Raw genomic sequence first — 21,115 nt, forward strand, 5'->3', positions numbered from 1 at the left:
TTACACAACATATAGTAAGGGCTGAATTTTCAGCCCTTTTTTTGGCCAAAAATTATAAAGGCTCATCCTACACCGAAAAGTACTCATTGCAGTCGCATCAACATTCACCACACTTATACTCGGAATCAATCATATTTATACAATTAATGGCTTAGGTGCGATAGGATCTAAGTTCGAGCAATGAATATCGTCAAAGTATAGTAAGTAAAACTAGCTATAATTATAGTTAGGCAGAAAAGCTTTATTCATTTAGGCATTACTAGAGACTGTAAAATCAGTTAAAATGCTTAACTTCATATCAAGTAAAATACCGAGAGTTTTCTATGAGTTTGTATACAAAATATATGGAAGAAATCCAAACCCGTAAAACGGAGCTTGGATTAAACCCACAACCAATCGATAGCGCTGAACTAGTATCAGAAATCATTAATCAAATTAAAGATACTAATAACGAGCACCGTAAAGATTCACTGCATTTCTTTATCTTTAATACATTACCAGGAACAACCAGTGCTGCGGGCGTTAAAGCACAGTTTCTAAAAGAAATTATTTTGGGTGAAGAGCAAGTTGCAGAGATCACTCCAGAATTCGCATTTGAACTGCTTTCACACATGAAAGGCGGCCCGTCAATTGAAATGCTAATTGATTTAGTATTTGCTGATGACGCAACAATCGCAGCACAAGCGGCTGAAGTACTTAAGACTCAAGTATTCTTATACGATGCAGATATGGCGCGCATAAAAGCGGCATACGAAGCAGGCAATGCTATTGCTAAAGAGTTACTAGAGAGTTTCGCACAAGCTGAATTCTTCACAAAATTACCTGACATCGAAGAAAAAATCGATGTAGTAACCTATATTGCCGGTGAAGGCGACATCTCAACTGATTTACTATCTCCAGGTAACCAAGCACATTCACGTGCTGACCGTGAATTACACGGTAAATGCATGATCACTGAAGAAGCACAACAAGAAATTGTTGCGCTTCAAAAGAAACACCCTAACGCTAAAGTAATGCTTATTGCTGAAAAAGGCACGATGGGCGTAGGCTCATCACGTATGTCTGGTGTGAATAACGTAGCACTTTGGGCGGGTAAACAAGCAAGCCCATACGTTCCTTTCATCAACATTGCCCCTGTTGTTGCAGGTACTAATGGTATTGCGCCAATCTTCTTAACGACGGTTGATGTAACTGGCGGTATTGGTCTTGACCTTAAAAATTGGGTTAAAAAAGTAGACGCAAACGGCAATACAGTGACTGATGACAATGGTGATGCAGTGCTTGAAGAAGCGTACTCTGTTGCTACCGGTACTGTGTTAACAATCAATACTAAAGAGAAAAAGCTTTATAACGGTGATAAAGAACTTGTTGATATTTCGTCAGCATTCACACCGCAAAAAGTTGAATTCATGAGAGCCGGTGGTTCTTACGCTGTTGTATTCGGTAAAAAACTACAAACGTTTGCTGCTGAAACACTCGGCATTGAAACTCCACTTGTGTATGCACCTTCAAAAGAAATTTCACATGAAGGCCAAGGCTTAACAGCGGTTGAAAAAATCTTTAACCGTAATGCAGTAGGTGTACTATCTGATACACCACTTCATGCAGGCTCAAATGTTCGCGTTAAAGTGAACATCGTTGGTTCGCAAGATACAACCGGCCCAATGACAGCACAAGAATTAGAAGCCATGGCTGCTTCTACGATTTCACCTCTTGTTGATGGTGCATATCAGTCTGGTTGTCACACTGCATCTGTATGGGATAGCAAAGCGCAAGCAAACATTCCTAAACTAATGGCGTTCATGAATAAGTTTGGTTTGATCACTGCACGTGACCCGAAAGGCGTTTATCATGCAATGACTGACGTTATTCACAAAGTATTGAACGACATTACTATTGATGACCGCGCAATCATCATCGGTGGTGACTCGCATACACGTATGTCTAAAGGTGTTGCCTTTGGTGCCGACTCGGGTACGGTTGCTGTTGCACTTGCAACGGGTGAATCAGCTATGCCAATTCCTGATTCAGTTAAAGTTACGTTTAAAGGCAAAATGGCTAAGCACATGGATTTCCGCGACGTTGTACATGCAACGCAAGCGCAAATGCTTAAGCAATTTGGTGGCGAAAACGTGTTCCAAGGTCGCATCATTGAAGTGCATATTGGTACTCTTATGGCTGACCAAGCGTTTACCTTCACTGACTGGACTGCAGAGATGAAAGCGAAAGCATCAATCTGTATTTCAAATGATGAAACGTTAATTAAGTCAATTGAACTTGCTAAGTCACGTATCCAAATCATGATCAACAAAGGGATGGATAACGAGGCGCAAACGCTACAAGGTCTAATCGACTTAGCCGACAAGCGTATTGCAGGTATTCAATCTGGTGAAGAGCCAGCACTTTCTCCAGACGATAATGCTAAATACCACGCAGAAGTTGTGGTTGATTTAGACCAAATCGTTGAGCCAATGATTGCCGATCCAGATGTAAATAACGATGATGTTTCTAAGCGTTATACTCACGATGTGATCCGCCCTGTTTCTTTTTACAACGACAAGCCTGTTGATTTAGCTTTTGTTGGTTCGTGTATGGTTCATAAAGGCGATATGAAAATTATTGCTCACATGCTACGTAACCTTGAGAAGAAAAACGGTTCTATCTCATTCAAAGCGCCATTGGTCGTTGCGCCACCAACATATAACATTGTTGATGAGCTTAAAGCGGAAGGCGATTGGGATATCCTTGCTAAATACGCAGGGTTTGAATTTGACGATGCAAAACCAAAAACGGCTGCACGTACTAAGTATGAAAATATCTTATACCTAGAACGCCCTGGTTGTAACCTATGTATGGGTAACCAAGAAAAAGCTGAACCTGGTGACACTGTTATCGCAACGTCAACACGTCTGTTCCAAGGCCGTGTAGTAGCTGATACATCTGAGAAAAAAGGTGAGTCACTACTGGGTTCAACGCCAGTTGTAGTACTTTCTTCTGTTCTTGGTCGTTTCCCGACTATCGAAGAGTATAAGTCTGCAGTTGAAGGTATTGACCTTACATCGTTTGTACCTGTTGAAGAAGCGATGACAACTAAGTTCAACGCAGGTCAAGCAGTACCCGTAAAAGTGGTTAGCTAATTCGATTAGTTAATGGTTCAATTAAGCGCGTTTTTTAACGCGCTTTTTTTATGCCTACAATTTGCCTATCATAAGTAAGCGCTGTACGAGGGGATGGATAACACAATAATTTGTGGTTTGTGAATTTAAAGCAACAGGTTACACTTTATCTTGACCATTCAGTTATTCAATCGGTGTTATGACTAAACAACTTTATCAACTCGCTAAAAGCCACTTTGCTTTTCCTGATCCCACCCATGCATTAGATGATCCAGATGGTTTACTTGCCATTGGTGGATGCTTATCTGTAACGCGATTAAAAAATGCCTATCGCTACGGTATTTTTCCATGGTTTAGTGAATACGAGCCAATTATGTGGTGGTCGCCAAGTATGCGCGGCATCATTGAACTCGATGAATTTCATATTAGCCGAAGCTTACGCAAGCATCTGAAAAAAAATCCGGTTAAAGTGACTATTAATACCGAATTTACTCAGGTGATTGAAGCCTGTCGCCAACAACGCTTAGAAACAGATGGCACCTGGATCACAAAAAAAATGCTCAACGCTTATAAAGATGCACATAAAGCAGGCTTAGCGCATAGTTTAGAAATCTGGTCAGACGACAAACTTGTTGGAGGCTTGTACGGTATTATGCAGCATGGCGTATTTTGCGGCGAATCAATGTTCCATCATCAAGCTAATTGTTCAAAATTAGCCATGTGGGCATTGGTCAATTGGTTGAAACGTCACCATGCGCATTTTATTGACTGTCAGCTTGAGAATCCTTATTTAGTCACTTTAGGTGAAAAAGTGCTACCGCGCTCAGAATTTTTAACTAAACTAAAACAAGCAGAAGAGTTTATTATTCCAACAACAATGTGGCAACCTCAGGAGCTTATCGCTATTTATGACTGAACACTTACCTGCTCGTTTAGGTTTAAGCCAACAATTTGATTGTAGCTACCTAGCCGATCGCCAAGAGCAATTATTAGTCATTTTGGATCCAAGTTGTTATACCCCGGGCAAATTTGAGCAATTACTGGCCCTCGGTTTTCGCCGTAGTGGTGACCAAATTTACCGACCACACTGCCCTGTTTGCAGCGCATGTAAGTCTGTGCGTGTATTAGCTAAGGCATTTTTACCGACAAAATCACAAAAACGTAAACTTAATAAAGCAAAAAATGCCTTTAGTGTGAAATATTCAGACCAACAACGCCCTGAATACTTTCCGTTATACAGTAAATACATTACCGAGCGTCACCAAGACGGTTCTATGTACCCACCAGAACAAAGTCAGTTCAACAGCTTTATATTTTGTCACTGGTTACCAATTACTTTTATTGAATTATGGGACCAAGAGAAACTGGTTGCAGTGGCGGTAACTGATTGTATGCACAACGCTGTTTCTGCTATTTACACTTTTTTTGATCCTGATTATGAGCACTTCAGTGTGGGCACAATTATGATTTTAGAGCAGCTCAAATTTGCCAAACAATACGATAAAGAATTTGTCTATTTAGGTTATCAAATTGATGAATGTGCAAAAATGCGTTACAAAACCCAATTTTTACCTGCCCAAAATAGGGTTGCAGACCAGTGGCTGGCTATTTAATTTACAAAAATGCCTACTGCGGCTTTACTTATTGGTGTATTTTCGGCAGAATCTGCATCGTTTAACTATTAAAGAGGTGTTACGCTAAACATGGCGAAAGAAGACGTAATCGAAATGCAAGGGACGGTCCTTGATACTTTACCAAATACAATGTTCCGAGTTGAGCTTGAAAATGGTCACGTAGTTGTGGCTCACATTTCAGGTAAAATGCGTAAAAACTATATCCGCATTTTAACCGGCGATAAAGTTACCGTAGAAATGACCCCATACGATTTATCAAAAGGTCGCATCGTATTCCGTGCTCGCTAAGTTAGTGCGTTAACGAAATATCAAGTTTTTAGCTAAGTTGTCTGAGTAACTTAGTTACTTTCTACATTAGCTTGAAGCGTTTATTAAATGTAATTGATAGCTAAACTAACAATTACATTTAATAAACAAAAAGCCCAGCAATTGCTGGGCTTTTTGTTTTCTATTTAACGCTGCAATTATGCAGGTGTTAAATTCGTTTCATAATCAAAACGCAATTTTTTATCTTTGATAGACACTTTCACTGTGCCACCGTCGATAAGTTGCCCAAATAAGATCTCGTTTGCCAGCGGCTTTTTCAATTGCTCTTGGATCACGCGGCCCATTGGACGTGCGCCCATAGCTTTATCGTAGCCTTTATCTGCCAACCATTCCCGCGCTTTGTTAGTAAGCTCAAGATTAACTGACTTTTTATCCAGCTGCGCTTGTAGCTCAACAATAAATTTATCAACAACCAGTAAAGTTACATCACGATCAAGGTGGTTAAACCAAATGATGTTATCTAGGCGGTTTCTAAATTCTGGCGAAAATACTTTATTGATTTCGCTCATCGCATCATGAGAATGATCTTGATCAGTAAAGCCTATTGATTTACGTACTGTTTCTTGTACTCCCGCATTGGTAGTCATTACCACCACAACGTTTCTAAAGTCAGCTTTACGGCCGTTATTATCTGTCAGCGTGCCATGATCCATCACTTGCAGTAAGATATTGTAAATATCTGAGTGAGCTTTCTCAATCTCATCCAGTAAGACAACCGAATGTGGATTTTTAATCACAGCCTCAGTTAACAAACCACCTTGTTCAAAACCAACGTAGCCTGGAGGCGCACCAATTAAACGGCTTACCGCGTGGCGCTCAACATACTCAGACATATCAAAACGGATAAACTCAACACCCATACATTTTGCAAGCTGTTTAGTTACCTCCGTTTTACCTACACCCGTTGGTCCTGCAAACAAGAACGAACCGACTGGTTTATCTTCATTTGATAAGCCTGAACGTGATAAGCGAATGGCCGAGGTTAGTGCATCGATTGATTGATCTTGGCCAAATACCAACATCTTCAAGTTACGATCAAGATTTTTAAGAGTCTCTTTATCGCTTGATGACACACTTTGCTGCGGAATACGCGCCATTTTTGCCACGATCAATTCGATATCTGCCACACCAATGGTTTTTTTGCGTTTAGAGATCGGTTGTAATCGTTGGCTAGCACCCGCTTCATCAATAACATCAATGGCTTTATCAGGTAAGTGACGCTCATTAATGTACTTAGCACTGAGCTCTGCGGCCGCTTTTAACGCTTTTTGCGTATAGCGAATGCCATGATGCTCTTCGTAACGTTCTTTTAAACCATTAAGTATTTTAGTGGTATCAGCGACACTTGGTTCAAGTACATCAATTTTCTGAAAACGGCGCACTAACGCACGGTCTTTTTCAAAGATATTTTTATACTCGTTATAGGTAGTTGAGCCCATACAACGTAACTTACCGCTCGAAAGCAGTGGTTTAAGCAGGTTAGATGCGTCCATAACGCCACCAGAGGCTGCGCCGGCACCAATTATTGTATGGATCTCATCAATAAACAAAATAGCGCCAGGTTTCGCCTGAAGCTCTTTTAGTAATGCTTTAAAGCGCTTTTCAAAATCACCGCGGTATTTAGTACCAGCAAGTAATGCCCCCATATCTAACGAGTACACCACAGCATCGGCAATCACTTCGGGTACTTGTTCATGCACTATGCGATACGCTAGACCTTCAGCAATAGCAGTTTTACCTACCCCAGCTTCGCCAACTAATAACGGATTATTCTTTTTACGACGACACAGTACTTGCACCGTGCGTTCTACTTCACTATCACGGCCCACCAATGGGTCGATATTCCCTTCACGGGCGAGTACATTCAAATTAGACGTGAAGTTTTCTAATTTACTTGGCTCTTCGCCTTGAACGGCTTGTACTTCTTCATGGATATCATCAGCATCTTCACCGCCCATGTCATCGTCTGCTTTAGAGATACCATGAGATATAAAGTTTACAATATCTAGTCGCGAGATATCAGCTTTTTTCAGCAAGTAAACCGCTTGGCTTTCTTGTTCTGAAAAAATGGCAACCAGCACATTGACGCCTGTTACTTCGTTTTTACCCGATGATTGCACATGAAATACTGCGCGTTGCAATACCCGCTGAAAACCAAGTGTTGGTTGAGTTTCACGTTCTTCTTCTAAATCAGGAATGACTGGAGTGGTCTCATTAATAAACTCTGATAGCTCAGCTTTTAATGCTGCCATATCAATCCCGCAGGCGTGTAGCGCTTCTCCAGCCGATGGATTATCAAGTAGGGCAAGTAATAGGTGCTCTACAGTCATAAATTCATGGCGACGTGTACGCGCTTCGCGAAACGCCGCGTTTAAAGTTAGTTCTAAATCTTTGTTTAGCATTAGCAACCCCTTACTGAGATAATATTTTTATACCGTTGTGATGGGTATTTTGATCACCCTACCTTGGTATTATTCCTGCTCACAACTACATAGCAGTGGATGCTCGTTATCTCGTGCATAACGGTTAACTTGTTCAACTTTGGTATACGCTACATCTGCGGTATAAACACCGCAAATTGCGCGACCATTTTGATGAACTTGCAGCATCACATCTGTTGCTCTATCGCTATCCATATTAAAAAACGTCGTTAGTACTTCTATCACAAAGTCCATTGGCGTGTAATCATCATTATTTAAAATGACTTTGTATTTTCGCGGTGGTTGCAGTTTTTGCTTCTCACTATCGCGAACCGTATCTAAAACACCTGAATCTTTCATGCCACTCATAATTAAATATAGTCTTGTCTTTGGAACTCAAGCAAACTTGAATAAAAAATAAATTAAATGTTAAAAAAATAGTTTAAAACACTTGACTGATCGGCGAAATAAACTACAGTCAGTTGTAGATTGATTAAACCTTAGTCAGTCTATCAAACTATACGGTTTAGAATAACTAAATTAGTCAACTTATAGAAGGATGTAGAAGTATGGCTTGTGGTAAAGTCAAATGGTTCAATAATGCCAAAGGTTTTGGTTTCATCGTAGAAGACGGCTGCGAGAATGATATATTCGCCCATTACTCAACGATTGTAATGGACGGTTATAAAACACTTAAAGCTGGTCAAGATGTAACATTCGAATTGCAGCAAGGCCCTAAAGGCATGCATGCGACTAATATAGCGCCTAACGAAGAGTTAGTGTAGTTGTTTAGACGTTCGACTAAAGCGAGCGACCTGTAAAGATCCTCGCTTAATTCCTCTAAACTATTTAATCTCAATTAAATTTTACATTCAGATTCAAAGCTGGCATTTTTAATCTATTAGAAATTAAACGTACAGAATGAACAAAAACTGTCCTTCCTCTTGAAATTCTTTTTTAATACCCCCATGTTATATTTGTTATTAGCCCTTTGTTGCCAAGCTTGTTACACTCTTAGGTGCTTAAAAGCAGCCTCAAAAGGCCCTTTAAACACTAATAATTAGGCTAATGGCTAATTTACTTAGTTTATAAATAACATAAAATTAAATACAGTTCGTCAGGTGTGATTATTTAATCAACAGTATTAACACCTAACTGACTGATCATTGTCACGTCGTGCACGCATGATGGCGATGATATTTCTTTGCATTGTTGAATATGGCTCTTACGCCTACTATCTAGGAATGATGATGACATCAAAAATTATCTACACTAAAACAGACGAAGCTCCGGCACTAGCAACATACTCTTTGCTGCCGATCATCCAAGCATACACTAATGCCGCAGGCGTTGAAGTTGAAACACGTGACATCTCTTTAGCGGGTCGTGTTATTGCTAACTTCTCTGAGTATTTAACTGAAGAACAACGTATTGGTGATGCGCTTGCTGAATTAGGCGAGCTGGCTAAAAAACCTGAAGCAAACATCATTAAATTACCAAATATCAGTGCATCAGTTCCACAATTACGTGCTGTTATCAAAGAATTACAAGCAAAAGGTTACGCACTGCCAGACTACCCTGCTGAACCTAAAACAGATGAAGAAAAAGCAATTCAAGCAACTTACGACAAAATCAAAGGTAGTGCTGTAAACCCAGTATTACGTGAAGGTAACTCTGATCGTCGTGCTCCTGGCTCTGTAAAAGAATATGCACGTAACAACCCACATTCAATGGGTGCATGGAGCAAAGATTCTGCTTCAAATGTTGCGAGCATGAGCGAAGGCGATTTCTTTGGCTCTGAGCAATCAGTAACGCTTGATACTGCTACTGATGTACGTATTGAGCACGTTGCTGAAAATGGCGACGTATCTGTTCTTAAAGCAAGCACGCCATTACTTGCTGGTGAAGTGATTGACGCATCTTCAATCAGTATTACGAAACTACAAGCTTTCTTAGCGGCTGAAATCGATGCTGCAAAAGAAAAAGGCATTCTGTTTTCATTACATATGAAAGCAACCATGATGAAAGTATCTGATCCAATCATCTTTGGTCATGCGGTAAAAGTATTCTATAAAGACGTTTTTGCTAAGCACGGCGCTTTATTTGCTGAGCTAGGTGTTGATGTTAATAATGGTCTTGGTGATGTTTACGCTAAAATCCAAACATTAGACGATACTAAACGCGCTGAAATCGAAGCTGATATTGACGCTGTATACGCTACACGCCCTGCAATTGCGATGGTTGATTCTGATCGTGGTATCACTAACTTACACGTACCAAGTGATGTGATTATCGATGCGTCTATGCCTGCTGCAATTCGTTCAAGCGGTCAAATGTGGAACAGTGAAGGTAAATTACAAGATACTAGCTTTGTCATTCCTGATCGTTGTTACTCTGGTGTTTATCAAGCAACAATTGATTTCTGTAAAGAACACGGTGCATTTGATCCAACCACTATGGGTAGCGTTCCTAACGTTGGCCTAATGGCACAAAAAGCTGAAGAATATGGTTCACACGACAAAACATTTGAAGCACCAGCAAATGGTGTGATCCGTGTTGTTGATAGTGCTGACAACGTATTGCTACAACACACTGTTGAGCAAGGCGATGTATGGCGCATGTGCCAAGTTAAAGATGCACCAATTCAAGATTGGGTAAAATTAGCTGTAAACCGTGCACGCGCTACCGGTAACCCTGCTATTTTCTGGCTTGACGAAAACCGTGCACACGATGCACAATTAATCAAAAAAGTTAACGCATACTTGCCAGACCACGATACATCTGGCCTTGATATTCAAATACTTGCACCACTTGAAGCAACCTTATTCTCTCTTGCACGCATTAAAGATGGCCTAGATACTATTTCAGTAACAGGTAACGTATTACGTGATTACCTAACTGATTTATTCCCAATTCTTGAGCTTGGTACGAGTGCAAAAATGCTTTCAATCGTACCACTTATGAATGGCGGCGGTTTATTTGAAACTGGCGCAGGTGGTTCAGCACCGAAGCACGTTCAACAATTCGAAAAAGAAAACCACTTACGTTGGGATTCGTTAGGTGAGTTTTTAGCACTTGCGGCATCACTTGAGCACCTAGCTGTCAATACTGGTAACAACAAAGCACAAGTGCTAGCTGATACACTTGATAAAGCAACAGGTACTTTCCTTGCTGAAAACAAATCACCGTCTCGTAAAGTGAAAGAAATTGATAACCGTGGTTCTCACTTCTTCCTATCTTTATTCTGGGCGCAAGAGCTTGCCAAGCAAAACGATGACAGTGAACTTAAAGCACAGTTCACACAAATCGCCAGTGATTTAGAAACCAACAAAGAACAAATCGTTAACGAACTTAACGATGCACAAGGCCCAGCTGTAAACATCGGTGGTTATTTCCAACCAAATGATGATGCAGCATTTAAAGCAATGCGCCCTAGCACAACATTTAACGATATCTTAGCTAAACTAGTATAAGTATCGATTTAAATTTAAAAGGCGCTCACTGTTAAAGTGAGCGCCTTTTTTGTGGTTTTTAAATAATGTTTTATTTTTCACTGATACAAAAAGCAAAAAGGCCGCAAATGCAGCCTTTAAATTGTTCAAGTTACTAAGCTGAACGTAGTTACTTAGTATATGCGCGAGGCATATCTGAGTCAGTAGTATAACGCTTACGGAGTTTATCTTGGCGTGCTTCAGTTGAAACTTCTTCGCCGTTAATAAACATTTTAGTTACGTGACTAGTAAAATCAAATGGGTCATCGTTCCACATCACTAAGTCAGCAGCTTTACCTACCGCCACACTACCGGCATTAATTCCAAATACATCAGCAACATTCGCTGTTATCGCTTTTAATGCACCAGCTTGTGTCATGCCATAAGAAACTGCATTACCCGCGTCAAAACGCAATTGATAAACATTGTGACTGGCATCGCCTGCGATCGACAACAACACCTTTACGCCTGCTTTTTCGAGTTTGCCTGCATTATCTAAACTCGCATGTAGCGAATCAAAACTACCTGGCAAGCTCTCCATAGAACTTACAATGACTGGAACATTTGCTTGCGCTAATTGCTCTTTCACAACCACGGCATCTTGTGCGCCTGCAATCACTAAATTAAGTGAAAACTGTTGTTTTACTTTGATTAGCTCAATAATATCTGCGGCGCGAGAAGCCGTTACTAATAGTGGCATTTCACCCGCTAATACTTTATCGAGCACTTTATCTTCAGTGCTTGGTACAGCATCGTCTTTTTTATCTTTTTTGCTGGCTTTTTGTTGATGTGCTGCTAACTTATCAATCAAGTTTTTCAGCGACATTGCGCGCGAGCCTTTGCTTTTCTCACCTAAATTAACTACCAGCGCGACTTGCGTTTGCTTAACACTGTCAAACTCACCGCTTAAATCAACTACGCTGGCAAGGCCTGCAAAAATACTTTCTCCGCCATGTGGGGTGATCACATCACGGGTAATGCCACCTTTACGTGCATACGGGATCAAGCTTGAGTGAGCATTAAATGCTAGGCTTGGATCAAAATCGATCCCCGCTTTATCATCGCCAGCATCGCGAGAGCCAGCAACAGCGCCAACTTCAACTAGACCTAACTGATTCATGCTGCCAATAAAGCCAGCTGTAACAATTTGCCCTTTGGCATCAATAATCGTATCAGCCTCGACTGTTGCAGGATTAATAGCAATAATTTTGCCTTCATCCATGATGATGCTAGCGCCTTGTAAAATACCTTGCTCAGTTGAGGTATGAACAGTGGCGTTGATGATCGCGACTGATTGGGCGTTCACCGCAGTACTTGCTAACAAACCAGCAGCAACTAGCGAGAGTGAAAATGAATGTGTTAATTTTGTCATCCTAGTTACTCCTTATTTTTGACCTAACATAAAATCGCTTTGTGCTTGGAATGTATCATCGTAGCGATCATACACTTTCGCACCATCAACAAATACTTGCTCAGCTTTAGCATAAACACTAAACGGACTTTGATTCCAAATTACCACATCAGCCTGTTTGCCAGCTTCGAGTGAACCGGTTTTATCAGCTATACCTAGCGATTTTGCAGCATTCGAAGTGATCCATTTAATTGCGTGCTGTTCTGAAATATTAAACCCATTATCGTTAGCGCGGTACATTACTTTACCGGCTTCTTGGTTTAAGCGCTGGATTGTGGTGTCAGAATCTGAATGAACAACAGCACAAGAATTTTTAACCGCATCAACAATAGCTACGTTCTCTTGTACCATGTCGTAAGCTTCCATTTTAAAGCCCCACCAATCAGGCCAAAGCGCAGCACATGAGCCGTTATCTGCAAGTAAATCAGCAATTTTGTATGCTTCAATACCGTGATGGAAAGTACCCGCGTGATAACCAAACTCTTTTGAAAGGTCAATCATCATTGCCATTTCTTCTGCTTTGTAACAATGATTGTGGATCATTACTTCGCCTTCTAATACACCACGCAATGTATCGTATTTAATATCACGATGCGGCACCTCTGGATTTTTACCTGCTGCATAATCAGCATCGTATTTATCCCACGCGCGTTTATATTCAGCGGCGCCAATCCAAGCAGTGCGATAGCCAGCCATATTGCCCATTCGTGTTGATGGTAAAACCCCTTTACGCCCGTAAACACGCTTAGGGTTTTCACCACAGGCCATTTTTAAACCATACGGTGCGTCAGGGAACTTCATACCCTGCATCGTGTGCGATGGAACATTTTTTAAAGTAACCCCTCGACCACCAAATAAATTAGCTGAGCCAGGTAAAATTTGTAATGCGGTAATACCGCCTTCACGCGCGCGGTTAAAGCCAGGGTCTTGCGGCCAAATTGAATGCTCAACCCACACTTCGGCAGTATTTGGGCTGGTCATTTCATTGCCGTCCTGATGAGATTCAACAGAAGGGCTTGGGTATGCTCCTAAATGTGAATGTACATCAATGAGCCCAGGTGTAACCCATTTACCTTGTGCATCAATAGTCAAATCAGCTTGTGCAGTTAGATCTTTACCGACTTGTTGCACTTTTCCGTCAACAAGTAATACATCGGCTTCTTCTAAACGCTCACCTGTACCTGTTAGTACTGTTGCATTGGTGATAAGCGTCGTGGTTGATTTAAGTACCTTATAGGTACTTGGATATGGATTTTTATTGATTGTTACTTTGTCGTCTTGTGGGCCGTTGTCTTGGCAGCCGGCAATCGCCACACCAAGTGCAACAACCAACAATGAAGGAGCAAATTTTTGCATCATATTAGTCTCTGTTGTTGTTTTTTTGTTACTTTATATAAACACACAACATAAAGCTAAAAAATCAGCTAGAGCTGCATTTATATAAGATGAATGTTATTTCTTAATATAATTGTTATACAGTTGCTCAAGTGCAGCTTCTGTTGTCAAACTTGGATCTTTACTAATAAAGTGCTTAACAGTGCGAGTTACGAAGTCTGAATTTTGTTTATGCAATTTTGAAAAATCCTTAATTAGGCAATCGCCATCTTTAGCGGCAGTCACTTTATCGTGACGATGACGATACTGACTCAAGGCTTTATTAAAATCACCTTGGTAGTCTTCTACTAAAATTTTATAAAAATCACTTTTTTGTACTTTTAATTCGCTAATACAATAATTTAAAGCTTCTTTAAAATCAGTAAAAATGGCGCCTTCAACATCAAACTCAGCCGTTTTTTCTCGCACTGTGACCTTGGCTTCTTCGGTTGCATAACTAAAACCACTAAACGCCAAGCGCTCTGCGGCTTCTTTTCCTAACGCCATACCCGCTTTAATGCTATGTGCAAACTCATCACTCATATCGCTAAGTTCATTCTCATGCCACATATTATAAACCCGCAGTGGTTTAGCGTATTTGGCACCGAGTTTGTTTTTTAACTTAGTAAAGCGTTCATCAATCGTCATTAAGCGCTCGTTGTGCAATATTGCATAGCATTCATAGCACGCTGGAATACTAATAAACTCAGCTTCTTCACCTAAATCAATAATGCTTTGTAGCATATGCAATGGCGGGCAATGATCGCGCTCAGTCGCTTCACAGCCACAATAAAAGCAACGGTTAAAATTATGCTGTTCACAGGCGTATGCTTGCTGATAATAACTCGCCAATGTTTTACTCACAGAGTCTCCTAATAGACAGGTATTTTGATAATCAAGACGATCATAACAGGGTTGAAAAATATGTCAGTAATGCTGCACAACAAAGTACAATGACTCTAAAGTAAATATAATGTAAAACCTATGAAAGCAGATTGAAAAACAACCAAAAACAATAAAAAAAGTGAAAAATAATTTGTTTGAAATATGTCAAAACACATACATTAAATCATTTATTATCAGATAGTTAATTATTATAAAACACATCCACACACGGTGTTACATCTTGTCGATTTTCATTTACAGCTTTATTTAAAAATAAAGCTGATAATTAACTCATCAACAAGCAGACATACCCAAACCACTGGAGAATGATGATGAATACTTTATCAACAACGATTTGTACAACATTACTTTTAAGCTCTGCAGCACTTACTGCAACAAATACTGAGGCTGCACAATTTGTTGCAGCTGATAATAGTCCAAGTACCCAAATATGCATGGCGGTGAGCTCCAATAGGCCTTCGCAACTTTATGCAACGATGAGAGACTTACGTATTAGCAAAACAACCACAACCGATAAACTGCGTTGTAACGACATGAGTATCGCAAAATTTGCGGGAACTTACGGTTTTAATAAAACGGCAAAGTATCTAAACCTTGAAACGACAACGGGTACCTCAATTCAAGATTTAGCAAAACTAGACCAACAAACAATTATGGTTGTTGCCGGTTCTAAGTAGTATGGCTAGGCAATATCAAATTTAAGCAGGCGAGTCGTTGGCCTGCTTAAAAATTAATTTATATGATTGCAGCAATCAGGCCAAACAAACCACCGAATACCCCGCCCCATACAACTAACCAGCCTAAATGCTCACGGATCATGGTTTGTATAATATCTTTGACCATTTTTGGTGTCAGCTCGTCTAAACGCTCATCAACCAACCCAGAAACAGTGTTAAACAACGAATCACTTGCGAGCCCTGATTGCGTCAATTTTTCATTCACCAAACTTTTAAACTCATCGGTTTCGCTCATATTAAGTAATGATCCACGCATTTTGTCAATAAATGCTTCGCGCATTGGCTCAACCGCGGCACTACCTCCAAACATCGCTAACATGCTACCAAATTGGGAGTGCTCAATAACGTCAAGTAAGTTATCAAAAGCAGGATTTAAATCGACTTCATTGATCACTGGCTGTAGGTCGACATTGATATTTTTGTTGCCTAACAATTGAGATATTTTTTGCTCTGAAAAGAACTCGGTTAAAATAAGATTTTTAATCGCCACTTTAAAACCTGCAAACTTCAGCTGGATCACGCCCGAACCATATAACAAAGGTACTTTTTCAAATAACATATGCACTGCGAGTAAATTAGTCACTGCGCCTGAGAGTGCAAATAAGCCGATTGACAGTACAATTGCTTGGTCAAATAGAAAACCCGTCACCACTAAAATCCCGGCAATTACATTGGTAATAAGGCTTTTATTCATCATTCTCTCCACTTGTTTGTTGCATAAAGCTTAGCGCGCGCTTATAAAACATTAATTTTACTCTCAAGAGTTTGTTTATTTAACTACTTTTTGCCATAGTTTAACTATCTGTATAAAAGGTGAACAATGCTATGTGGAATACGGTTAACGAACAGATCAGCCAAGCAATGCATTTTGACTTTAAACACACTATAAAACGCCAACTGCAAAGCCCAAATAACGATAAACTATTTCAACTCAGTGATGGTACACACCAGTATTTTGTTAAAGTAGCTCATCGTAGTGACTTAGAGCGATTTGAAAACGAAGCCCACAATTTACAACTGCTCACTAAAGAGAGCTTATTTATGGTGCCAGATTGTATCACTACAGGTGCTAATATTGAGTTTTCATTTATCGTTTTAGAATGGCTTGAACTTGACCAACAACCTCATACCAACTGGCATATTATGGGTGGCCACCTTGCAAGCCTGCATCTGAAACATCGCCAAGCCATGTTTGGTTTTGATCAGGATAACTTTATTGGCCCAACAACTCAGCCCAATCGCTGGCATAAAAAATGGAATATATTTTTTGCCGAAGAGCGCATTGGCTGGCAGCTCCAATTACTGCATGAAAAAGGCATTGATCTCGTCGACAAAGATTACTTTGTCGCACTGATAAAAGACATGCTACATGGTCATACCGTAAAGCCATCATTGTTGCATGGCGATTTTTGGCGTGGCAACATGGGATTTATTCAATCAGTACCGAGTGTATTTGATCCGAGTTGCTATTATGGTGATCGGGAAGTTGATATTGCCATGAGCGAGCTGTTTGCTCCTTTACCTGACGCTTTTTACATCGCCTATAACAAGCATTACCCACTAACACAGGGCTATGAGCAACGTAAGTTAATTTACCAGCTTTACCCTATTTTAAATCATGCAAATATCTTTGCCGGCCACTATCTTACTGAAGCTAAACAACAAATAGAACTACTACTGAAATAAGGTCGTTTTTATTGTCAAATAGATGTCATAAATGAATAAAGCAGACTATATTTAGATATCGCCTAATGTTGAACAACCCCAGCAATGACAGGCGCTAGCGTTCAATTATGGGGTGCATAACCATTTATCAGCAGCGATAAATAATTACCTTTTATTGCTCTGCTTTGTAAGGTTGAATCATTTATGAAAAACCAACTCTCACAACGGATCTGCTGCCCACATTGTGGCCATCATATTCATATTACCCTTGATGCTAGTGATGGCGATCAAGATTACTTCGAAGATTGCGCAGCATGCTGTAACCCTATCCATTTTAATATGCATATTGACTATGCAAATAGTAAGGTAGAGTTACATATTGATAGCGATGACGAACAAATATTTTAGCCTAGCATTTATATTTGACTACGAAGCCTGCTGTCGTAAGTAATTTTCGACCGTATTGATGATGGTATAAGTTTGTTGATCAACCTCGATATTTAGCGCATCACCAATTGCAGCCTTACCAATATTGGTAATAGCTAACGTCTCTGGGATCAAATGCAGCCAAAAGCCCTGCTCATCGGTTTCACCTACCGTGAGACTAGCGCCATTGACTGATACAAAACCTTTATACATCACATACTTTTGCCATTGACTTGGTAAGCATAACTGTATTTTACAATTATCTTGTGTATGAATAATATTTTCAATCTGGGCGGTGCAGTGAATGTGACCAGATACAATATGCCCACCTAACTCAGTACCAAAAGTCATAGAGCGCTCATAGTTAACGGTACTGCCAGCAATAAGCTTTCCTAAATTAGTTAACTGTAATGTTTCGTCAATTACATCATAGTGAACCTGAGCAAGCGGTTGATCAGAGATATTATCTACTTTAACAACCGTTAAACAGCAACCATTAATGGCAACGCTGGCGCCTAACTCAAGTTTTGTAACATATTGCTTTGCTACAGCGAGCACTAAACGCATCACACCTTGCTGCTGGTTAGTTGAAATCACCGTCGCTTGTGTTTGCACAATTCCTGTAAACATAAATCAATTCACCTTTTATTACCTAAAGTAGATACTATTCATATTATTTCACGCTTTAGTTTACCCGATCCACGTTATTATTACTGTAACCAATAACATTGACTCATCGCTATAATTTTTGATTCTGTGCTTTATCGATTACACTATCTGCCTCTTCAGTTTACGTAGTAAGTGATATGACTTTTTGTAGTTGGGAAGCCAAACGGTTAGTTTCTCTGGCAATCCCCGTTTTTTTAGCACAAGTAACCTTAGTTTTAATGTCAGTGGTCGACACCATCATGGCAGGACAAGTGAGTCCTACCGATTTAGCAGCATTGTCAATTGCAACCGGCGTATGGAACCCCGCCATGTTGGCTCTGCAAGGCATATTATTAGCCCTGACTGGCATAATTGCGCAATTTTCCGGCGCTAACGATAAAACCGGCATCAGCCATTACTTTCAACAAGGCTTGTACCTAGCTGGTGTATTGAGTGTTATCGGTTTATCTATTGCCTATTTTGCCGATATTATTATTCTCAAACTCGATACCAGCCCTGCTATCGCCAATATGGCCTATGACTATATTCATTTTGTAAAATGGGGCATTATTGGATTTTTAGTGTTCAGTGTTTATCGTAATATTACCGAAGGCATGGGGATGACAAAGCCGGCTTTTTATATCAGCTTAATTGGTTTAGCCATCAATATCCCAGCCAACTATGTGTTTATTCACGGTATGTTTGGTATGCCCGCACTCGGTGGTGCAGGCTGTGGGATTGCCACAGCATTAGTATTTACTGCTATGGCCATCGCACAAGTTATTTATTGCCAATTAAGTAAAAAAGTAGATGCCAAAACATTATTAGCAAACTTTCAAGCACCGCAATTACCAACCATGTGGGCAATTACTAAGGTGGGCATACCAATCTCACTTGCTACATTTTTTGAAGTCACTTTATTTGCCTGTATTCCTTTATTTATTGCGCACTTAGGTGCGGTTGCGGTAGCCGGCCATCAGATTGCTGCAAGTGTCACAACCTTGCTGTTTATGATGCCACTGAGTTTATCTATTGCGATCAGTATTCGGATTGGCAATTTATACGGCCAACATCATTTTGAGCAGCTTAAAAAAGCTATTTCAACAAGCTATATTCTAGCCATGATCATTGCCATTCTACTTGCTGCCATCACCTTCTTTGGCCGAAACGTGATCAGTCAACTTTATACAGATGATGCACGTGTTATTGCCTTAGCAACGTCAATCATGATTCTAGCGTGTATTTATCAGCTACCTGATTCCTTACAAGTAGCTGCCAACGGTATATTAAGGGGTTTAAAACACACAGCACCGATTTCGTATATAACCTTTATATCTTACTGGTTGATTGGTTTTTCACTGGGTTTTGTTTTAGCACGCACCGATTTAATAGTGCCAGCAATGGGCCCGCATGGTTTTTGGGTAGGTATCATCGTCGGCTTAAGTGTAGCCGCAGTGTTATTAATGCTCACTGTCGCGAATAGATTCAAACATGAACCACTTAAAAGCGCTTAAAAAATCGCACCAACAAGGTAACCAAAAGTCACGGTTTGGTTACCTTTGTAGTTTACTGTGCTGTTTACTGCTACTTTGTGCATGCACAGATAAACCCGCTGATGTGTATTTAGAATATCAGCAGCGCCTCGCGAATGCGTTAGATAAGCCAACTCCTGATACAGCAAAACTTACCAATGTTGCGCTATCAGTTGTTAGCAACAATAAACCAAAAAATGCACAACAGTTGAGCATATTGCAACTGGCACAACTTTCACACTGTAAACTCAATACCCTTATTGCTGAACATAATAGTCAACTAGGAAAACTCGCCTCTCCTGCTAGCCAGTTAATATACCAGATTCAATTTATTCAATTTGCACCACAGTGCTTAGATAGTCTAGAACCTGATTCAAAAAGTTATCAAGCCATAAGTAACGAATTACATAATAAAAAACAACAGTTATTAGAGCAGTTCAAGCAGCTACTTTATAAAGACCCAGAACTAAAACGCACATGGCAGCTAACCGGCTATACACTTGATACAAACTTAGCCGGCCTTGTAGAAACCGAACTTGCGCTGCAAAGCCTAGTGAATTTAAAACAGCAAATAATACAGCAGCAATATGCACAAATAGACTCTCAAGCGCTCTATCCGCTACTGGCACAATTGCGCCAGTTTAACTTCAATCAAGCTTTAATAAGCGCAGTACGCCAACAAACACAGCTAAATAATAGTACTAGTAACTTTTTAGCGAATATTGAGCTAAGCACACTATGCAACCCGCTAAAAAATAAACGCAAAGCACAGATCCTCAGCAACGTATTCAAGAAATATTACTTGCAGCAGTTACAACCCTATCAGGCTCAACTATCAGGTGCTTTAGAGCGCCTAATGCCGTTGTATCGAGCATTATGGCAAGACTCCAGCCCAACACAACCGCAACTAACGGCATTACTAAGCCCAGCGCAGCCAAGTAATATACTCACAGCATTTAAAGACTCCACCAAAACACACGTTATTTGGTGGCAAAAATTTTATAAAACGTGTGAAATCAGCCCAATATGAATAAAAAAACGGCAAACGAACTAAAAAAAGCGTTTCTCGCTTGATTCACTTCAGCGCACGCTATATATTAGCGACCGTTGTTAAGCAATTAGCACAACTTAAATTTATGATACGACCGTAGCTCAGTTGGTTAGAGCACTACCTTGACATGGTAGGGGTCGGTGGTTCGAATCCACTCGGTCGTACCAAATTTAAGGAAAAGTCCTATTAAAATATATTGTACGACTGTAGCTCAGTTGGTTAGAGCACTACCTTGACATGGTAGGGGTCGGTGGTTCGAATCCACTCAGTCGTACCAATTCAAGTAAAAACAAAAATCAGCCTAACCTACTTTATAAATCTTAAGTAAACTACAACTCAGCTGGTTAGAGCACTACCCACTCTTGATCACCCGGTCC

18 protein-coding genes and 2 tRNA genes are annotated in these 21,115 nt (G+C 40.2%); 13 read left to right on the top strand and 7 right to left on the bottom strand.

Annotated elements, in window-relative coordinates; all coding sequences use genetic code 11:
- Positions 1 to 323 precede the first annotated feature (323 nt).
- The 4 genes from H5162_RS03945 (at position 324) to infA (ending at position 5,038) form a co-directional block, all read left to right on the top strand.
- Positions 324 to 3,137: a bifunctional aconitate hydratase 2/2-methylisocitrate dehydratase gene (locus H5162_RS03945; RefSeq protein WP_182717360.1), complete on the top strand. Its 2,814-nt coding sequence runs from the start codon at positions 324 to 326 to the stop codon at positions 3,135 to 3,137.
- Positions 3,138 to 3,315: 178 nt separating this feature from the next.
- On the top strand, positions 3,316 to 4,032 hold the full coding sequence (gene aat / locus H5162_RS03950) for a leucyl/phenylalanyl-tRNA--protein transferase (RefSeq protein ID WP_145233076.1): 717 nt from the start codon (positions 3,316 to 3,318) through the stop codon (positions 4,030 to 4,032).
- On the top strand, positions 4,025 to 4,729 hold the full coding sequence (locus H5162_RS03955) for an arginyltransferase (protein ID WP_145233075.1): 705 nt from the start codon (positions 4,025 to 4,027) through the stop codon (positions 4,727 to 4,729). Before aat ends, H5162_RS03955 begins: the two co-directional genes overlap by 8 nt.
- Before the next feature lie 90 nt (positions 4,730 to 4,819).
- A complete protein-coding gene (gene infA, locus H5162_RS03960) occupies positions 4,820 to 5,038 on the top strand; it encodes a translation initiation factor IF-1 (protein ID WP_002962494.1) in 219 nt (72 codons plus the stop codon).
- Positions 5,039 to 5,214: 176 nt separating this feature from the next.
- Here infA and clpA read toward each other — a convergent pair whose 3' ends face one another.
- Both clpA and clpS read right to left on the bottom strand, forming a co-directional pair.
- On the bottom strand, positions 5,215 to 7,479 hold the full coding sequence (gene clpA, locus H5162_RS03965; protein WP_145233074.1) for an ATP-dependent Clp protease ATP-binding subunit ClpA: 2,265 nt from the start codon (positions 7,477 to 7,479) through the stop codon (positions 5,215 to 5,217).
- Between the two features lie 69 nt (positions 7,480 to 7,548).
- Positions 7,549 to 7,857, bottom strand: a complete 309-nt coding sequence (gene clpS / locus H5162_RS03970) for an ATP-dependent Clp protease adapter ClpS (RefSeq protein WP_179959204.1) — start codon at positions 7,855 to 7,857, stop codon at positions 7,549 to 7,551.
- Between the two features lie 209 nt (positions 7,858 to 8,066).
- Here clpS and cspD point away from each other — a divergent pair, with 209 nt between their 5' ends.
- The gene (cspD, locus tag H5162_RS03975; RefSeq protein ID WP_054204685.1) at positions 8,067 to 8,282 is read left to right on the top strand and encodes a cold shock domain-containing protein CspD; all 216 of its coding nucleotides are present in this window, start codon (positions 8,067 to 8,069) and stop codon (positions 8,280 to 8,282) included.
- Positions 8,283 to 8,747: 465 nt separating this feature from the next.
- Positions 8,748 to 10,970 (top strand): NADP-dependent isocitrate dehydrogenase, encoded by a 2,223-nt coding sequence (locus H5162_RS03980; RefSeq protein WP_182777767.1) that lies wholly within the window; start codon positions 8,748 to 8,750, stop codon positions 10,968 to 10,970.
- A gap of 148 nt (positions 10,971 to 11,118) precedes the next feature.
- Here H5162_RS03980 and H5162_RS03985 read toward each other — a convergent pair whose 3' ends face one another.
- From H5162_RS03985 to H5162_RS03995, 3 genes are all read right to left on the bottom strand, one after another.
- The gene (locus H5162_RS03985) at positions 11,119 to 12,360 is read right to left on the bottom strand and encodes an amidohydrolase family protein (RefSeq protein ID WP_145233072.1); all 1,242 of its coding nucleotides are present in this window, start codon (positions 12,358 to 12,360) and stop codon (positions 11,119 to 11,121) included.
- Positions 12,361 to 12,372: 12 nt separating this feature from the next.
- Complete coding sequence (locus tag H5162_RS03990) at positions 12,373 to 13,755, bottom strand: amidohydrolase (RefSeq protein WP_145233390.1); 1,383 nt, start codon at positions 13,753 to 13,755, stop codon at positions 12,373 to 12,375.
- Between the two features lie 96 nt (positions 13,756 to 13,851).
- Positions 13,852 to 14,637 (bottom strand): hypothetical protein, encoded by a 786-nt coding sequence (locus H5162_RS03995; protein ID WP_145233071.1) that lies wholly within the window; start codon positions 14,635 to 14,637, stop codon positions 13,852 to 13,854.
- A gap of 353 nt (positions 14,638 to 14,990) precedes the next feature.
- Between H5162_RS03995 and H5162_RS04000 the strand changes: the two genes are divergently transcribed.
- Entirely contained in the window at positions 14,991 to 15,356 is a 366-nt protein-coding gene (locus H5162_RS04000) for a DUF3718 domain-containing protein (protein ID WP_145233070.1), read from the top strand.
- A gap of 58 nt (positions 15,357 to 15,414) precedes the next feature.
- On the opposite strand, the gene H5162_RS04005 is transcribed toward H5162_RS04000, so the two are convergent.
- Positions 15,415 to 16,110 (bottom strand): DUF445 domain-containing protein, encoded by a 696-nt coding sequence (locus H5162_RS04005; protein ID WP_182734304.1) that lies wholly within the window; start codon positions 16,108 to 16,110, stop codon positions 15,415 to 15,417.
- Between the two features lie 131 nt (positions 16,111 to 16,241).
- On the opposite strand from H5162_RS04005, the gene H5162_RS04010 reads away from it, so the two are divergent.
- Together H5162_RS04010 and H5162_RS04015 are read left to right on the top strand one after the other, a co-directional pair.
- A complete protein-coding gene (locus tag H5162_RS04010) occupies positions 16,242 to 17,102 on the top strand; it encodes a fructosamine kinase family protein (protein ID WP_182717354.1) in 861 nt (286 codons plus the stop codon).
- Positions 17,103 to 17,285: 183 nt separating this feature from the next.
- Positions 17,286 to 17,489, top strand: coding sequence for a CPXCG motif-containing cysteine-rich protein (locus tag H5162_RS04015; RefSeq protein ID WP_145233067.1), 204 nt, complete (start codon positions 17,286 to 17,288; stop codon positions 17,487 to 17,489).
- An 18-nt stretch (positions 17,490 to 17,507) separates the two neighbouring features.
- Here H5162_RS04015 and H5162_RS04020 read toward each other — a convergent pair whose 3' ends face one another.
- Positions 17,508 to 18,137, bottom strand: a complete 630-nt coding sequence (locus H5162_RS04020) for a riboflavin synthase subunit alpha (protein WP_145233066.1) — start codon at positions 18,135 to 18,137, stop codon at positions 17,508 to 17,510.
- 176 nt (positions 18,138 to 18,313) lie between these two features.
- Here H5162_RS04020 and H5162_RS04025 point away from each other — a divergent pair, with 176 nt between their 5' ends.
- The 4 genes from H5162_RS04025 to H5162_RS04040 all read left to right on the top strand — a co-directional run bounded on the left by H5162_RS04025 (position 18,314) and on the right by H5162_RS04040 (position 21,015).
- Positions 18,314 to 19,669, top strand: a complete 1,356-nt coding sequence (locus tag H5162_RS04025) for an MATE family efflux transporter (protein ID WP_182731282.1) — start codon at positions 18,314 to 18,316, stop codon at positions 19,667 to 19,669.
- Positions 19,647 to 20,717: a DUF3080 family protein gene (locus tag H5162_RS04030; RefSeq protein ID WP_182777759.1), complete on the top strand. Its 1,071-nt coding sequence runs from the start codon at positions 19,647 to 19,649 to the stop codon at positions 20,715 to 20,717. Before H5162_RS04025 ends, H5162_RS04030 begins: the two co-directional genes overlap by 23 nt.
- Before the next feature lie 111 nt (positions 20,718 to 20,828).
- A tRNA-Val gene (locus H5162_RS04035) sits at positions 20,829 to 20,905 on the top strand.
- A gap of 33 nt (positions 20,906 to 20,938) precedes the next feature.
- A tRNA-Val gene (locus tag H5162_RS04040) sits at positions 20,939 to 21,015 on the top strand.
- Positions 21,016 to 21,115: the final 100 nt, after the last annotated feature.

The sequence above is a fragment of the Pseudoalteromonas sp. SR41-8 genome, assembly GCF_014163915.1.
GTDB classification, from domain to species: domain Bacteria; phylum Pseudomonadota; class Gammaproteobacteria; order Enterobacterales; family Alteromonadaceae; genus Pseudoalteromonas; species Pseudoalteromonas rhizosphaerae.